This is a genomic window from Symbiobacterium ostreiconchae, from assembly GCF_055396975.1.
Genome location: NZ_AP042454.1, coordinates 3,440,681 through 3,455,900, shown reverse-complemented (window position 1 = coordinate 3,455,900; position 15,220 = coordinate 3,440,681). Strand labels below are relative to the sequence as shown.

11 protein-coding genes and 1 pseudogene are annotated in these 15,220 nt (G+C 68.3%); 5 read left to right on the top strand and 7 right to left on the bottom strand.

From position 1 onward, the window contains the following. Positions 1 to 98: 98 nt before the first annotated feature. Together ACZ5UM_RS16595 and ACZ5UM_RS16590 are read left to right on the top strand one after the other, a co-directional pair. Positions 99 to 857 carry an SDR family NAD(P)-dependent oxidoreductase gene (locus ACZ5UM_RS16595; RefSeq protein ID WP_464848404.1) on the top strand — a complete coding sequence of 253 codons (759 nt, stop codon included), beginning with the start codon at positions 99 to 101 and terminating at the stop codon, positions 855 to 857. 178 nt (positions 858 to 1,035) lie between these two features. Then, entirely contained in the window at positions 1,036 to 1,566 is a 531-nt protein-coding gene (locus ACZ5UM_RS16590) for an N-acetyltransferase family protein (protein WP_464845540.1), read from the top strand. 173 nt (positions 1,567 to 1,739) lie between these two features. Here the strand turns inward: ACZ5UM_RS16590 and ACZ5UM_RS16585 are convergent. From ACZ5UM_RS16585 to ACZ5UM_RS16560, 6 genes and pseudogenes are all read right to left on the bottom strand, one after another. Continuing rightward, positions 1,740 to 3,110: pseudogene (locus tag ACZ5UM_RS16585) on the bottom strand (GntP family permease). A gap of 63 nt (positions 3,111 to 3,173) precedes the next feature. Beyond that, positions 3,174 to 4,181 (bottom strand): 4-hydroxythreonine-4-phosphate dehydrogenase PdxA, encoded by a 1,008-nt coding sequence (gene pdxA / locus ACZ5UM_RS16580; RefSeq protein WP_464845537.1) that lies wholly within the window; start codon positions 4,179 to 4,181, stop codon positions 3,174 to 3,176. Between the two features lie 44 nt (positions 4,182 to 4,225). Beyond that, positions 4,226 to 5,479 (bottom strand): four-carbon acid sugar kinase family protein, encoded by a 1,254-nt coding sequence (locus ACZ5UM_RS16575; RefSeq protein ID WP_464845533.1) that lies wholly within the window; start codon positions 5,477 to 5,479, stop codon positions 4,226 to 4,228. Beyond that, a complete protein-coding gene (locus ACZ5UM_RS16570; RefSeq protein ID WP_464845530.1) occupies positions 5,466 to 6,227 on the bottom strand; it encodes a DeoR/GlpR family DNA-binding transcription regulator in 762 nt (253 codons plus the stop codon). The genes ACZ5UM_RS16575 and ACZ5UM_RS16570 overlap by 14 nt, the downstream gene beginning before the upstream one ends. 441 nt (positions 6,228 to 6,668) lie before the next feature. Beyond that, positions 6,669 to 7,238 (bottom strand): YeeE/YedE thiosulfate transporter family protein, encoded by a 570-nt coding sequence (locus ACZ5UM_RS16565; RefSeq protein ID WP_464845528.1) that lies wholly within the window; start codon positions 7,236 to 7,238, stop codon positions 6,669 to 6,671. After that, the gene (locus ACZ5UM_RS16560; RefSeq protein WP_464845526.1) at positions 7,239 to 7,715 is read right to left on the bottom strand and encodes a YeeE/YedE thiosulfate transporter family protein; all 477 of its coding nucleotides are present in this window, start codon (positions 7,713 to 7,715) and stop codon (positions 7,239 to 7,241) included. Positions 7,716 to 7,922: 207 nt separating this feature from the next. On the opposite strand from ACZ5UM_RS16560, the gene ACZ5UM_RS16555 reads away from it, so the two are divergent. Both ACZ5UM_RS16555 and ACZ5UM_RS16550 read left to right on the top strand, forming a co-directional pair. Further along, complete coding sequence (locus ACZ5UM_RS16555) at positions 7,923 to 9,086, top strand: copper amine oxidase N-terminal domain-containing protein (protein ID WP_464845524.1); 1,164 nt, start codon at positions 7,923 to 7,925, stop codon at positions 9,084 to 9,086. 14 nt (positions 9,087 to 9,100) lie between these two features. Continuing rightward, positions 9,101 to 11,623 (top strand): hypothetical protein, encoded by a 2,523-nt coding sequence (locus tag ACZ5UM_RS16550; RefSeq protein WP_464845522.1) that lies wholly within the window; start codon positions 9,101 to 9,103, stop codon positions 11,621 to 11,623. A 317-nt stretch (positions 11,624 to 11,940) separates the two neighbouring features. On the opposite strand, the gene ACZ5UM_RS16545 is transcribed toward ACZ5UM_RS16550, so the two are convergent. After that, a complete protein-coding gene (locus ACZ5UM_RS16545; RefSeq protein WP_464845520.1) occupies positions 11,941 to 13,809 on the bottom strand; it encodes a tetratricopeptide repeat protein in 1,869 nt (622 codons plus the stop codon). Positions 13,810 to 14,589: 780 nt separating this feature from the next. Here ACZ5UM_RS16545 and ACZ5UM_RS16540 point away from each other — a divergent pair. Beyond that, entirely contained in the window at positions 14,590 to 15,207 is a 618-nt protein-coding gene (locus ACZ5UM_RS16540) for a 50S ribosomal protein L25 (protein WP_464845517.1), read from the top strand. Positions 15,208 to 15,220: the final 13 nt, after the last annotated feature.

The following is a 15,220-nucleotide window of genomic DNA, read 5'->3' as shown; positions in this document are numbered from 1 at the left end:
GGGTGCACCGGTCCGCCCCTGGCAAGGGAAGCCCCGGGCTGGCAGCGAATGGTCAGGGAGAAGACTTCCACGACGAAAGGATGGCGCAGACGGTGCAGATGTTCTCCCTGGAAGGCCGGATCGCCCTGGTGACCGGCGCGGGGCGCGGGATCGGCCGGGCCCTGGCGCTGGGGCTCGCGGATGCGGGGGCGGACGTGGTCTGCCTGGCGCGGACGGCACCCGAGGTGGAGGCCGCGGCCGAGCAGATCCGGGCGAAGGGCCGCCGGGCGATGGCGGTGACGGCGGACGTGACGAGCCGGGAGCAGGTGGCCGGCGCCGTGGAGGCGGCCCTCGGCCAGTTCGGCAAGATCGACATCCTGGTGAACAACGCGGGCATTAACATCCGCAAGCCGGCGCTGGAGGTGGCCGAGGCAGACTGGGACCGGGTGGTGCAGACCAACCTGAAGGGTCCCTTCCTGGTGGCCCAGACGGTGGGCCGGCACATGTGCGAGATGGGGTACGGGCGGATCATCAACGTCGCCTCCGTGGGCGGCGCGGTGGCCCTGCGGACGGGGGTCGCCTACGGCGCCAGCAAGGCGGGGCTCCTGCACATGACCCGCATCCTGGCCATGGAGTGGGCGAAGTACGGGGTGACGGTGAACGCCATCGGCCCGTGGTACTTCCGCACGCCGCTCACGGAACAGCTCCTGCAGGACGAGCAGTACGTGGCCGAGATCCTGGCCCGCACGCCGATGCGGCGCATCGGCGACCTCAGCGAGCTCGTGGGGCCGGTGGTGTTCCTGGCGTCGGAGGCCTCGAGCTATGTGACGGGCCAGGCGCTCATGGTCGATGGCGGTATGAGTATCTACGGGTTCTGAGCCAGGCGGCCGGACGCGGACCACGGCCGAATGGAGGGATAAGGAAGAGCCGGAAGTGTCATTGTATGCCAGGCGGCTGCCGGGATAGACTATAAGTGAAAACGGGAACAATATTGACGGGTTGCAAGTGAAACTTGTCACAATCGTCGGAGCCGGATTCGGAAAGTGGGGGCTGCCTATGCCAGCCATTCTGCAGCACAAGTCGGCCATCATCGTCACCCGGACCGGGCGCCTGGTGACCATCCGGCCCTGCACGCCCGAGGACGCGCCCCGCATCGCGGACCTGTACGCCCGCCTGTCGCCCCGGACGCTGCGGCTGCGCTACTGCTCGGCCCTGCGGATCTCCGGTGAGGTCGAGGCGGCGCGCCTCTGCGGGAGCGACCCGATGGACCGGGCGGTGCTCCTGGCCCTGAGTGAGGGGGAGGTCATCGGCATCGGCGAGCTGGGCCGCGTGAGCGAGGACTGCGGGGAGATCGCCCTCGTGGTGCGGGACGACTGCCAGGGCGAGGGCATCGGCACCGCCCTGGGCGAGGAGCTGGTGGCGGTCGCCCGGGAGCTCGGGTATACGCGCCTGCAGGCCTACATGCTCGCGGAGAACCGGGCGATGCGCCGCATCATCGCCAAGATGCCCTTCACCCGGAACTGGGAGAGCGGCTGGGGCGAGCTTGCCGTGACCGTGGAGCTCGAGAGCCCTGTAGCGGTGCCGTAAGGCATGCCGCGGGCCGCGCGGAACGCCCCGAGCCGTGAGGCCTGCCGCGAGCCATGAGGCACGCCCCGCGAAGTACATCCCGCGATGGAGGCCCGGGAGGCAGGGGAAACCCTGCTCCCGGGCCTTGACGTGCCTGGCCGCGCCGCAGCGCGACTGGAAGCTCCGCCTTCAGACTATCCGAAGATCGCGTTGACGATGACGAGGAAGATGCCCGAAGTGGCCCAGGCCAGGGTGGTGGGCACCGACCAGACCCGGATCTGCTCGCGCACGTCCTCGATACCGATGAAGCGGTTGACCACCCAGTAGAAGGAGTCGTTGAAGTAGCTGAACACGAAGGCGCCCATGGCGGCGGCCTGCGCGGCGAAGACCGGGTTGACGCCCAGCGGGCCCAGGATGGGCCCGGTGATGGAGGCAGCCGTCAGCATGGCGACGGTGCCGGAGCCCTGGATGAGCCGCAGGGCGGTGGCGATGATGAAGGGCAGCAGGATGGCGGGCAGGGCCGTGTCGGCCAGGGTCTGCGCCAGGTAGTCGCCGGCGCCGCTGGCCCGGATGACGTTGCCCAGCGCGCCGCCCGCGCCCGTCACCAGGATGATGATGCCCGCCGACTGGACGCCCTTCTCGAGCTGCTTCAGGATGTCGGGCCGGGTGATCTTCGCGCCCAGGCCGTAGATGGCGATCAGCAGTCCGAACAGCACGGCGATGATCGGCTGGCCGAGGAAGATGAGGAAGCGGGCGAAGGCGCCGCTGGCCCCGACGGCCGAGAGAGTGGTGTTCAGCAGGATCAGGATGATGGGCACCACGATCGGCGCGAAGGAGAGCGCCGTGCCGGGCAGGTCCTCCCGCTCGGCGACCCCAACCGCCTGCTCGTACTCGGCCTTCCACTCCTTGCGCTCCCAGCCGTCGCCCTCCGCGGCGGGAACCTGGTAGATCCGCCGGCCCAGCCAGGTGGCGTAGGCGATGCCGACGATCATGACGGGGATCGCGAAGACGATGCCCCAGAGGACCATCTTGCCCACGTCCGCCCCGAAGATGCCGGCGGTGCCCAGCGGGCCCGGAGTCGGCGGCACGAGGTGGTGGGTGGCCACGAGGCCCACGGCGAGGGAGATGCCCAGCGTGACCACGGACTTGCCGCTCTGCCGGGACAGCGCCTTGGCCAGGGGCGCCAGGATGACGTAGCCCGAGTCACAGAAGATGGGGATGGAGGTCACGTAGCCGGTGGCGGCCAGCGCTCACTCCGGGTGGTTCCGGCTCAGGTGCCTGAGGAAGAAGACGGCCATGCGTTCCGCCGCGCCGGATACCTCCAGGATGCGGCCCATCATCACGCCGAAGCCGATGACGATGCCGATGCTGCCGAGGGTGCTGCCGAAGCCGCCGGTGATGGCCGAACTCACGTCGACCGGATCCATGCCGCCGATCAGGCCGATGAGCGCGGCCGCGATGATCAGTGCCGGGAACGCGTGGATCTTGGTCTTCAGGATCAGGAAGACCAGGACGACGATGCCGATGACCAGGCCGATGAGCATCTGGGTACCTGAGACTGCCATACCTGAACCTCCTTCTGCACACGTGGTGGAAAGAGACGCGCGGGGCAGAGGCCCCGGCAGACCTCACCCCGCGCGGCGGAACGCCGATGCATACTTGGCCGCGACCCGGATCGCCTCTTCCAGGCTGACGGCGCTGGCCCTGCCCGTGCCGGCGATGTCGAACGCGGTCCCGTGATCCACGGAGGAGCGGAGGAAGGGCAGACCCGCGGTGATGGACACCGTGCGCTCGAAGTCGTACATCTTGGCCGCGATGTGCCCCTGGTCGTGGTAGAGGCTGAGCACCGCATCGAAGCGGCCCTGTGCGGCGTGCCAGAAGACCGAGTCCGCCGGGTAGGGGCCGCTGGCGTCGTACCCCTCCGCCTGGGCAGCGCGGACAGCCGGCTCGATCTCCCTGACCTCCTCGTCCCCGAAGAGGCCGTGCTCGCCGCCGTGGGGGTTCAGCCCGGCCACCGCGAGCCTCGGCCGTTCCAGGCCCAGCTGCCGGAGCGCGGCCGTGCACCTGCGGATGTAGTCCAGCACCCGCTCCCGGGTGATCATGCGGATGGCCTCGGCCAGCGACACGTGACGGGTGAGGAAGAAGATCCGCAGCCCCCGGGTCTCGAACATGGTGAGCGGGTCGTGGCTGCCGGTGAGCGCACCGAACATCTCGGTATGGCCGATGAAGTCGATCTGGGCGGCCTTCAGCGCTTCCTTATTAATAGGCCCGGTCGTCACGGCATCGACGGCCCCGTCCAGCGCCAGCTCGATCGCGCGCCGGATGTAGGCGAAGGCGGCCGCGCCGGCCTGGGCCTGCACCTGGCCCCACCGCAGGGTCGCCACATCCAGGGCCGGGATGTCCACCAGGTCGATGGTGCCGTGCCGGTACTGCCCCTGCGCCGGCGCCGCCACCGGGTTCAGGCCGAGCCGCACGCCCGTGGTCTCCAGGGCGCGGGCCATCACCCGGCTGTCCCCGATCAGCAGGGGCCGGCACAGGGCGTAGATCTCCGGGTTGTTCAGCGCTTTCGCGGCGATCTCCGGCCCGATTGAGGCCGGGTCGCCCATGGTGATGCCGATCAGTGGCCGTGCTTGCATCCAGGTTTGCCTCCTCGGTAGTCAGGTGGGCGGGTGCACGCCGCCTATAGGTTCAGCAGATGGCGCACACACCGCTCGGCGCCGGTCTCGTCGCCGATCAGCCCGCCCTTGGTCACGATGGCCAGGCCGGGGCGCAGGCCGCCCAGCAGGTGGCCCTGCACCGCCAGCGGCAGGACCTCGGCCTTCAGCTGGATCGCGCCGGCCTGCAGGCGGCGGCAGACCCCCAGGGTGATGTCGCCCCCGGTGGTGTAGATGCCCTTGATGCCCTCCACGCGGTCCAGGGCACGGGCGGCGATCTCGGCAAAGCCGGCGGCGATGCGCGCAGCCGCAGCCGAATCGACGGTGAGGACCTCGGAGCTGCGCACGCCGATCACCGGCTGCTGGGCGGGGATGGCGGCCAGCTCGTCCACGACGCGGCGGACCTCGGTCTCCGCGGCAGCGCCCCCCGCACCCAGGCTCCGGGCATCCACCGTGATCAGCCGGGCGCCCATCTCGGCCTCCAGGTGGTTCATCTGCCTGCGGGTCAGGTCGGTGACGCTGCCGGCGACCACCAGCACCCGCCCCCGCACGGGGGGCGCGGACGCCGCGACGAATGCCGCGGTGAGGGGGCCGGGGTCGGCGGCGACGCAGGTGACGCCGCTGCGGGCCATGCCCTGGCCCAGGGCGCGGATGTCCTCGTCGGTCTCGGCATCTGCACAGAGGATGCGCACGCCCTGCTCCGCCAGGGAGCGGATCGTCTCTGCCACCGCGTCGGCCCCGGCGCGCACACGGGCCAGCGGCAGCAGGTCCACGGGCAGGCGGGTCTGGCTGCGCACCAGTGTGGGCACGTGCGATTCGGTGACGGGGCAGAGCGGGTCGTTCCGCACCTCCGTCTCGGCGAGGGGAACGCCGTGCACGTAGTGGATGCCGTCGCGGGCCGTGCGGCCGCTGGCGGGGAAGGCCCCGGTGACCACGGCGACGGACCCCGGGCCCAGCGCCTCCAGCACGGCCTCCACCTCCGGGCCGACGTTGCCCCGCAGGGTGGAGTCGATGCGCTTGGCCATGGGCCGGTGGCCGTGGTCCAGCAGCAGCCGGGCGGCGGTCATCACGCGGCGGCGCGCCTCGTCGGCCGGCGCAGCCCGGGATTCCGTGGCGATGACGATGCAGGGGTAGTCGTCCAGCCCGCCTTCTGGCCAGCGGAGCTCGGTCAGCGAGGCGGTGGGGTAGCCGTTGCGGGTGAGCAGGACGCCGGTGGCGTTGGCGCCGGTGAGGTCGTCTGCGATGACACCGATTGCGGGACGGGGCTCAGACGAGGTCAAGGGGAATCCCTCCTTCGCGGATCGCCGCCGCCAGCTCCGCCGGCAGCCCCCGGTCGGTGATCACCCGGGAGAGGGCGGAGAGCGGGCAGATCTGGTAGGTCGCCCTGCGGTTGAACTTGGAGGAGTCGGTGACCAGCACGGCGTGCTGCGCCGCCTCAATGATGGCCCGCTTCAGCGGAACCTTGGCGAGGGTGGGGGTGGTGAGGCCGTAATCGACGTCTGCAGACGAGGTGCCGACGAAGCCGATGTTCACCGTCACGCTGCGGAGGAACTGCTCGGTCACCGGCCCCAGCAGGTTGTATACCTCGGGCATGGCGGTGCCGCCGGCGACGATGACCTCGATGCCCGGTTCGTCGCACAGCTCCAGCGCGATGCGCAGGTCGACGGTGATGACGGTCAGCCCACCGCGCCCCTTCAGGCAGCGGGCGATGGCCAGGTTGGTGGACCCGGCGTCCAGCAGTACCACGTCGCCCTCCTGCACGAGGTCCGCGGCGGCGCGGCCGATGCGCGCCTTCTCCTCGGTGTGGGAGACGGCCTTGGCCGCGAAGGGCTGCTCTCCGACGAGCCCGGCCGCCGCGGTGGCCCCGCCGTAGGTCCGGATCAGGTGGCCTTCCTTCTCCAGCCGTTCGAGATCCCGGCGGATGGTCATCTCGGATACGCCGAACTCCCGGGCCAGGTCCCGTACCTGGACCTTCCCGTGCTGCTGCAGGTTGGTCAAGATCTTGCTTAAACGGTCCTGCATGTTCATTTCGCACATCTCCGTGGGTGATAATCGGGGGCTGGGTGATCGGTCCGCACACCTAGGTGTTCTCTGCAAACATATTCAACCCCTGCCGGGCCCTTGACAGATGTGTGCAAAAGTTCCACGGGTTTTTGGGTCGTGCGCCGATCGGACTAGTTCGTTGGGGTGGCGCCCCGGGCGGACGGGGGGACTGCCGAAGGGGGCGCGGGTGGTGGCCGAAGGCGGGGGATGGCGCGTGCGAAGCGGCCGGATGTGAGGGAAACACAACGACCCCGGACCGGCTCCCGGGGTATGGGAGTCGGTCCGGGGGTGCTGAGCTTGCGGGCGTCCGAGATCTGGCGGCCGCCGTACCCCTCTGGCCGTGTGTCCCATGTTGGGGCAGCGCCGGCAGCCGCCCGGCCGCTCACAGGCGTGAACGCCCGTGGCACTGCCCGCAGGTGGCGGCGGCTAATCGTCGCCCATGCGGGCCAGGTCCGGGATCTGGGACTGCTTCGGCGCCGTCAGCCGGTCGAGCAGGATCACGCCCGCCAGAAGCAGCACGCCGACGCCCACGCCTGTCACCACGGGATCCAGCCCGAGCAGCTCGGGAAGCGTGAGCCTCCCGAAGTTGAGGGGCGTGATGAGCAGGGGCTGGAGCGGCTCGTAGAGCAGGGCGTAGGCGAAGGAGCCTGCGAGCCCGCCGGCCACGGCCCACCAGAAGCGCCGGTCGCCGCCGGGCAGGGCAGCGAGCATCGTGCCGGGGCAGAACCCGGCCACCGCCATCCCGATGCCGAAGAGCAGCCCGCCGACGGCGATGCCCAGCACATAGGTCGTCTTGATCGAGAAGTTCACGATGCCGAGGGTGCTCAGGGGGAAGACCAGGATGAGCGTGACCCCCACCGCGGTCAGCAGCAGCTTCAACATGTGGAAGTCGGTGAGGGTCAGCGCCCCCCGGATGCAGGCGTTGGAGGCCACCCGGGAGCGCCGCAGGATGAAGCCGAAAGCCGTGCCGATGAGGAGACCGAGGAACAGCTGCATTTAGCTCCACCTCCGCTTGAGAAGCAGGGCCGCCGGGATGCCGCCTGCGAAGACAGCGGCGGCGAACAGGAAGCCCGCGACCGAAAGCTGCGACATGCCGCTGAGCACGTGGCCGGTGGTGCACCCGCCCGCCATCCGGGCGCCGAAGAGCACCAGGAACCCTCCGAGGAAAGCCGTGAGCGGGCTGGTCGCGGACAGGCCGCCGGATTCTGCCGCCACCTTCTCGCCGGAGAGCTTGTAGGCGAGGAAGCCGCCGATCGGGATGCCCAGCACCAGCATGTGCTCCCAGCCGATGGACAGCGGGATCGTCTGGAAGTACGCGCTCCCCTCCACGAAGCCCGGGAACAGCGGTTTCAGCACGATGCCCAGGCTGGACGGGAAGACGGTCGAGACGCCCATCGGCTTCAGGAGCACCATGGCGAGGGTGGAGAGCAGGCCGAGGGCGATGCCGCCCTGCCACCAGGTCCAACTCCGCATACGCATCACTCCCTGCGAAATTACGGTACGGGGTATAGTATACGGAGGAGTCGGGATTTTGGCAATAGTGGCGATACGGGGCGTTTTCGCTGGCAGGTGAGATCGCGTGACGATCGTCCCGGGCAGAACCTGCTCCCGGGGCTTTTCGTATTGGGTATGTGAGAAGCATTGTGTGGGGGAGCGTTTGCGGCAATGCGAAGGGGACATGTGCGTCGTTCTTTGGCGGTGTTGGTGCTGGCGGCGCTGCTGTCGGCGGCGCCGGTGGGGGCGGGCGCCGAGGAGGAGCTGACGCCGGAGGTGGCGGAGTACCCGGCGGAGAACTACGAGCCCGGCCCGGGCTGGCCGGAGGGGTGGACGCCCCCGCCGCCTCCGGAGGGGATGTCGGAGCGGATGCGGGCAGAGGTGGAGCGGTTGCTTGCTGAGCGGCCGGAGAGATACGAACGGTATGACTGGTGGGTCTGGGACCCGCTGCCTGATTGGACCCAGGAGTATCCCTGGTTCTGGCGTGAGGACTGGATGGTCTGTGGTACAACGATGCACGTGTACGCGTACCCGGTCCCGGATACGCAGCTGATCTACCGGGCCTTCGGTCGATCCTTCGGCTGGTCACGGCTGTACTGGAAACCGTGTCGGTACGAGCCCATCCAGTCGATTACGGAGACGCGGGAGCTCAGTGAAGAAGAGAAGCTGGCTGAGGGGCGCCGTGCAGAGTACCTGTATTGGGTGGACAAGTCGCACCCCGGGCTCGGGCGGGATGACGGCAGCGAAAGCAACGGAAACCCCGATTATATCTACATCTATCTCAACCAAGGCGATGCCGCGAAACGCTTTGACGTGCCGGCGTACCTGGATACGACGGTCAACCGAGTGCGTGTACCCATCAGGTTTATTAGTGAGATGATGGGGGCCGAAGTGTCGTGGGATCCGGATGGCCGACGCGTGACGATTTACTTCCCTGCCATCACTCGGGAGGTCCCGAAGGTAGTCCCCGCACCGGGTTTCGATTATCCCGACCTGTTCGACCCCGAGGAGTACCTTCCCAACGGCCATCGCTTTGTCTTTGAGGAACGGACCGTCAGCACCCCGGAACGCACAATCATATTGACGATTGACCGCCCGATGGCGCTGGTTGACGGCCGGGAGGTACCACTGGATGCGCCGCCCGTGATCCGGAACGACCGAACCATGGTACCCGTTCGGTTTATTGCTGAGCAGATGGGCGCGAAGGTCTACTGGGTGGGCGCGGAACCGATTTTTCGCCTGGACGATGGCACCATGTCGGGCACTTACCAGGTTCACATCTTCACGCCGTTCTTCCCCTTGTACGAGTACCCCAGCTGGTACCTGGAGAATCGGGCGATGCGCTACTAGTGGGTGAACGGGACATGAGATGGCAACGCTGGCTGGCGGGTGTGCTGACCTGTGTGCTCTTTCTGGTACCCAACTCTGCGGTTCTGGCTCGCGACTGGATTACCAAGGGTGGATCTCTGCAGCGTATGTCTGCGGAGACCGATCCGCACGGGTTGATCGAACTGGCGCCTTATTGGGAGACGACGTCGTTGGGAGAAAGCGCCACGCAACCAGTCGTGATCGATGGGGTCATCTATCATCTGGCAGGAGACTATCTCTGGCGGTTGAGATTGGATAGCTCCAACCAGCCGATTGGAGAGCCCGAGAGGATACGCGATGTGGTGAAGGACGACGACATCCGGTTTAACCGGGTGCCGGATGGTCCATTTATCGCACCGCAGTCCACGCCCACATACAGTCCGGAGACAGGCATTCTCTACTTCGGCACCGGGTACGGCTGGCTCTGGGCGTATCACACTAGAGAAGGCTGGTCCCGGCCAGCGGAACTCGACCTTGGCTGCCCCATCATCGGCTCCCCGCTGGTCATCCACGATCGCGGGCGAGACATCGTGGTGGTGGCAGATCGTCCCAACTTCCCCGGAGAGGAGAACCGGCCAGAAGGGCGACCCCTGTGCCCACGAGCCCATGGGAAGGTCTGGGTGGTCCAGGGTTTGGATCAGTTAGTCGGCTCCGTTCATCGACAGGTCTACGAGGCGGCCACGACCAAGCAGGTTGAAGGAGGGTTCGGCGGCTTTGTCACCCCGTCAGCGGTGGCGGCGCCTCCCCATGGTGAGAACCCCAGTTTCGTCATCGGTACCGATGGCTTCGATGGCGGACGAGCCGTGCGACTGGCGCTCGACCGGGACAACGGCTACCGCCCCTACCTCGTCTGGACGGTTGATGGTCCCGCCGGCTTTGCCGGCAACTTCACTGCTGACGGAACCAACGCGTACTGGTTGGACACTCGCGGGTACCTGTGGGGCGCTTCGCTGGCCAAGGGCCGAGAACCCGAGGGTTGGTCCGTCTACTCCATTTCCCTCCCCGCCCTCATCGGCGCCAGGAACGCCTTCACCAACACCGAACCCGCGGTCGAGGTGCGCCAGACCCCCGACGGCGCAGAAACCCACCTCTACGTCACCCTCCGCAACTACACCGACACCGGCGCGGGCCTCCGGGACGGCCCGACCGGCAGCGACGGCGCCGTCGTTGCGCTGGGCCCCGGCGGCGAACTGAAGTGGTACCGCAAGTTCGGCCCGGCGGACCGGCTGGGCGAGCGGATGGCCTCCCTCAACACCGCACCGCTGGCCCTGACCAGCCGGGGCGCACTCATCTTCGGCGACGTGAACGGCCACATCTACAGCTACGCCCTGGACACCGGCCAGCCGATGGGCGGCGACGGGCGGCCCGCGCTCATCCAGCCGGAAGGGCGGGCGCCCACGGACCGGCTGTTCCTGCTGAAGGGCGACGAGCAGCCGAACACCGGCCCCTACAACTTCTCCCAGGTCTCGGGCGTCGGCGTCGATCCGGCCTTCGCCCACGGCCTGCTGCTCGTCGGCGTCAACTACACCGATGCTTCCGGAACGTCTGGCCGGCTGGTGGCCTACCGGGCCGGCGAGGCCTACGACCTGCGGTGGCTGGATGATCCCGGACCCCTGGAGCTGGAGCCGGGCAAGACAGTCGCCCTGCAGCCCCGGCTCCAGCTGGAGCTGACGGCCCGGACCCTGGCCGCGCTCTGCCCGGGCCCGCTGTCCGTCGAGTGGTTCCTCACCGACGAGAGCGGCAAGCCGGTGCGGTCCCTGGGGACGGCGCGGTTGCCCGGCGACCTGGCGCCGCAGCAGCCCCACCCGGTGCCGCTGACCGTCGCCCTGACAGAGACCGACCCGGCGGAGGGGCAGATCGTGGGCATCATCGACTTGCCCTCCGTGTACGCCCTCAGCGCGCCGCACACGCCCAACCCGAAGGTGGCGGCGGCCCGGAGCCTCGCGGCGGCGCTGGGGCTTCCGGCCGAGAAGAGCTGCCTCGGTGCGGTGGCCGAGGTGGTGGAGCGGGAGGGGGAGCCGGGTCCGGAGGGCGGCCTGGCCAACAACGTGCTGATCGTGCCGTACCGCAACCCGCAGCCGCCCGACGAGCCTGAGCATCCGGGCGAGGAGGGCGGAGGCGGGAAAGCGATCATCGACGACCCGTGGGTGGTGGAGCTGGCGGTGCCGGAGGTGGCCGAGGCAGGCCGGCCGTTTGAGGTCGGGATCTACCTGGGTTACCAGAACAACCTGGGTCAGGACGAGATCCGGGTGTCGCTCCGGCTGTGGGCGCGGCCTGCGGGGGGCGCATCACCGCCCCCGGACGTGTGGCAGATGGTGACGATCGACAAGGTGCCCTGCTGCAGCCTGAAGCCGGGGACGATCCCGGGGCTGAGCGTAGGCATGTGGGAGATCATCGCCGAGATCGACTACCCCGCCGATACCCGGTCGGAGAACAACCGGGTCATCCGGAGGGTGGAGGTGCTGCACGTGAAGCCCGGCGAGAGCGGCGGCGCGGAGGGCGGGGCCATCACGGACTGAACGCGGGACACCAGACCAAGGCGCCCCATCCCAGGCCTTGCCGGGCCCCACATTGGCCCTCACGTATGGATGGACACCTTGCACGCCTGGACAGAGGACCGTACGTGCATGGCTTCAGGACCTGCATGACCAGGTGCAAGGCGTACATGACCAGGTATAGGAGCTGGCCTGACCAGGTGCAGGACCTGCATACACGATTGCAGAGCCTGCACGCACGTCAGCACGGTCTCCACGCGCGCCAGACTTCTGACCGAATACAGGATGCACCTGCACGAGCAAAGGGACCCGCACTCCCTGATGGGGTGCGGGTCCTGTCCTCACTGGAGCAGCGGCCGCAGCTCGACCGGGACCACCGCGACCTTATGATTGCGCCCATCCACCTGGGCCCGGCCCACGTGCAGGATGCCGAGCGCCCGCAACCGCCCGATGGTGGAGGCGGGCGGCTTGTCTTCCCAATAGAAGCCGTCGCCGGTCTGGTCGCCGAACCGGCGGGTCAGCCGGTGCAGCTTCACCCAGCCGCCCTCCGCCAGGACGAAGTTGAGTGCTTCCCGCACCGCAGGCGGTTCGTCCGCCAGCACAGCCTGCAGCCGGTCGGCATCCAGCATCGCCGCGGCCAGGACCTTCTCCCGTTCGGGGCGGCGGCGCTGGGGCTCGATCGCGAAGCGCTGTGCGGCCGCGTTCAGCCAGGGGACCGGGATGCGCCGCAGGGCGGTGGCCAGCTTGACATCGAGGCGGATGGGACGCTCGTCCTGCTCCTCCCGCATGGCGTCCATGAATGCCGCGATGTAGGCCTGGTGGTCTTCGATGAAGCCGTGGTCGCCCTCTATTTCCGCCCGGATCGCAGCCTTCAGGCGTTCGAGGTCCCGACGGAAGTCGGGGGACAAGCGGCTGGCATCGATCTCATCGGCGAACCGGCGGGCCGTCTCGATCTCGCCCATGTCCAAGTGGATCAGGGCCAACCGGAACAGTACCGCGGGCTGCTCCGGCATGAGATCATCCAGCATCCCCAGGAGCACCAGCGCCTCATCCAGTTTCCCCTGTTCCCGGAGGAAATCCGCCTCCAGCAACACGGCGGGGGGATAGAGGACCGGCCCCTCCCGCAGTTCGACCACTCGCTTCATGGCGGCCTCCCGCTTTCCCTCCCGCCACAGGCGGCGCGCCTCGGCCACGGCGTCCTCCAGCTCCGGAATGGGCCCGTCGGGCACCTGCTTCATCTGCACGACGATCTCCGTCCGGCGGCCCTGGTGCACCACCGGGATGGGCTGGCCCGGCTCGAACACGCCCGCCTCCACCAGCGCACGGGCCGCGCCGAACTTGAGGCCGATGGGCAGGGAGGCGCTCTCCAGGATCCGCCGGCCCAGGTCCATCCCCCAGTCGCCGGTGCGGCGGATGATCTCCGCCACGAGCGTGACCTCTTCGTCCGGTTCCTCATCGGCCATGGCGAACACCGTCGCCAGCATGTACAGGCGGAGCGAGCCTTCCACCGGCAGCTTGTCGGCCTGCTCGGGCGTCAGGTTCCGCAGCAACTCGGCGTCAGGGGGGTCGCTGTCCAGCTGGAACGGCGGGATCACGCCCCTGTCCGTCCACTGCGCGACGAGGACGTACCCCGACAGAGGGCCGATCCAGGCGGGGTCGCGCACCCGCTCCCAGATGCGGATGGCCTGCCTGTACTTGCCCAGGTTGAAGGCGGCCACCCCCGCGAGGAAGGCGCCCCGGGCAAGTTCCCGCCCGGGCCAGCGGTTGTGGAGATCCAGGACGAGCCGGTAATCGCCCAGCTCCGTAGCAGCTTCCTTGATGATCGTCGTGTACTGGATCCACTCCTGCTCCGTGCCAGCGAACGCGCGGAGGCGGAACCGGCCGGCCTCGAAGTCGCGGACCGCCCGCTGCAGGCACTCCCGGGCCCGCTGCAGGTCGCCCAGGGCGGTATAACAGCGGCTGGCCAGGGCGTGGCGGTACGGGTGGATCAGCGCGGTGTCCTGCAATTGGTCCAGCACCTGGAGCGCTTCGGCCGGCTTGTCCTGGTAGTAGAGGGCGGTCGCCCAGTTGTTGAGGGCAGCCACGAGCCCCGCCTCCTGCCACGCTTGCCGGAAGCAGGCGATGGCTTCGTCAAGCTTCCCCTGCTGCATGAGTTCGCTCCCCTGTGCGGTCAACGCGATCGCCTTTTCTGCGCTGGGCGGGTTTGTCATTCGTCTGGACCTCCCGGAGGTGGATTCGCGTAACACGGTTTCCGAAGACCACTGTAACATCTGGTCACCGCTGCGGGGAAGCCCGGTCGCAGCACATCCCTGGCGTTTCCCTCCTGCGCGCGGCCGGCCAGGATGAGCCGGCCGTCGGCGAGCATGGCCTGCCACCGCCGGAAGTGCCGGTCTACCGCATCGGTTTCCGCACGCGTCGGGTCGGTGCCCATCTCCGGACGGACGGGCCGCAACAGGTAGAGCCACTGTCTCACCTGAATACCCCCAGATCCCCGGGTAAGAACGAATGGCCAATGAATGAGTCAATTACCGCACGCCTTGACCAAAGCCCTGCAATCGAGAGTGAACCTCGCCCACCTCAGGCTCGGAGCGTTCGCAAGACCCTCGACATGTTCCAACTCGGAACGGGCATTTTCGGGGGTGCGGGCGCTGCCTTCCCGGGCGTCGGCCTCGCCGGCTCGGTGGCCGTGCCGGCAGTGGGTATGGGCATCAGCTGGGCCCTGGACGACGGCTTCAACCGGCAAACGGACTTGGTAAGGAGGAGCATCCAGAACCACCGCGGGTGCGAGGCCGAGCAGGCGAAGATGAAGCCCATGAAGAGGCGGGCCCGACAGGAAGCCCGGCACCGTGGTGGCGGATTCATGGATAGGCCGTGGCTGGGGGTGGGAGAATATGCTTCCAAGAGTGTTGCGGGAAGCGGTATTTTATATATAGGGGGTGTTCCGGGTGGCCGGAGCACCTGCCAGACTTTCTTGACAGGGGGGATCGTCGATGAATGCAGTGTTGCAGTTGGAGGCCAGACCCCGGGCGACCGGTTCCCGGGCAAGCCGGCGGCTGCGGCAGGCCGGGTTCGTACCGGGAGTCATCTACGGTCCCGGTGTGGAGCCGCTGGCCATCAGCGTTCGCACCATCCAACTGGAGCGGTTGGTCGACCGGCACGGCCGCGGGCATCTCATCAACGTCCACGTGGAGGGGGAAGCCAATCCCCGGCAGGTGGTGATCAAACAGCTTCAGCGGGACGTCCTGACCGCTCAGGTGACACACGTCGATTTCCTGCAGGTCGACATCCACCGGACCATCACCCTTACGGTGCCCATCGCCGTTGTGGGGGAGGAGCAGGCGAAGCGCCGGGGTCTGATCGTGACCCACGAGCTGGCCGAGGTGGAGATCAAGTGCCGGCCCACGGAGATTCCGGAGGCGATTACGCTGGACATCTCCGGCGTGACCGAGCCCGGGCCGGTGACGGTTGCCAGCCTTGCCGCTCCTCCCGGCGTCGAGGTGCTGGAGGATCCCGACACCGTCGTCCTCTCCTGCACCCTGGGTTTCGGGGGCGTGGCGGAGACAGAAGCGGAAGGAGAAGAAGGGACTTCTTCCGGTCCCGCGGCGTGAGCGGGAGAAGCAT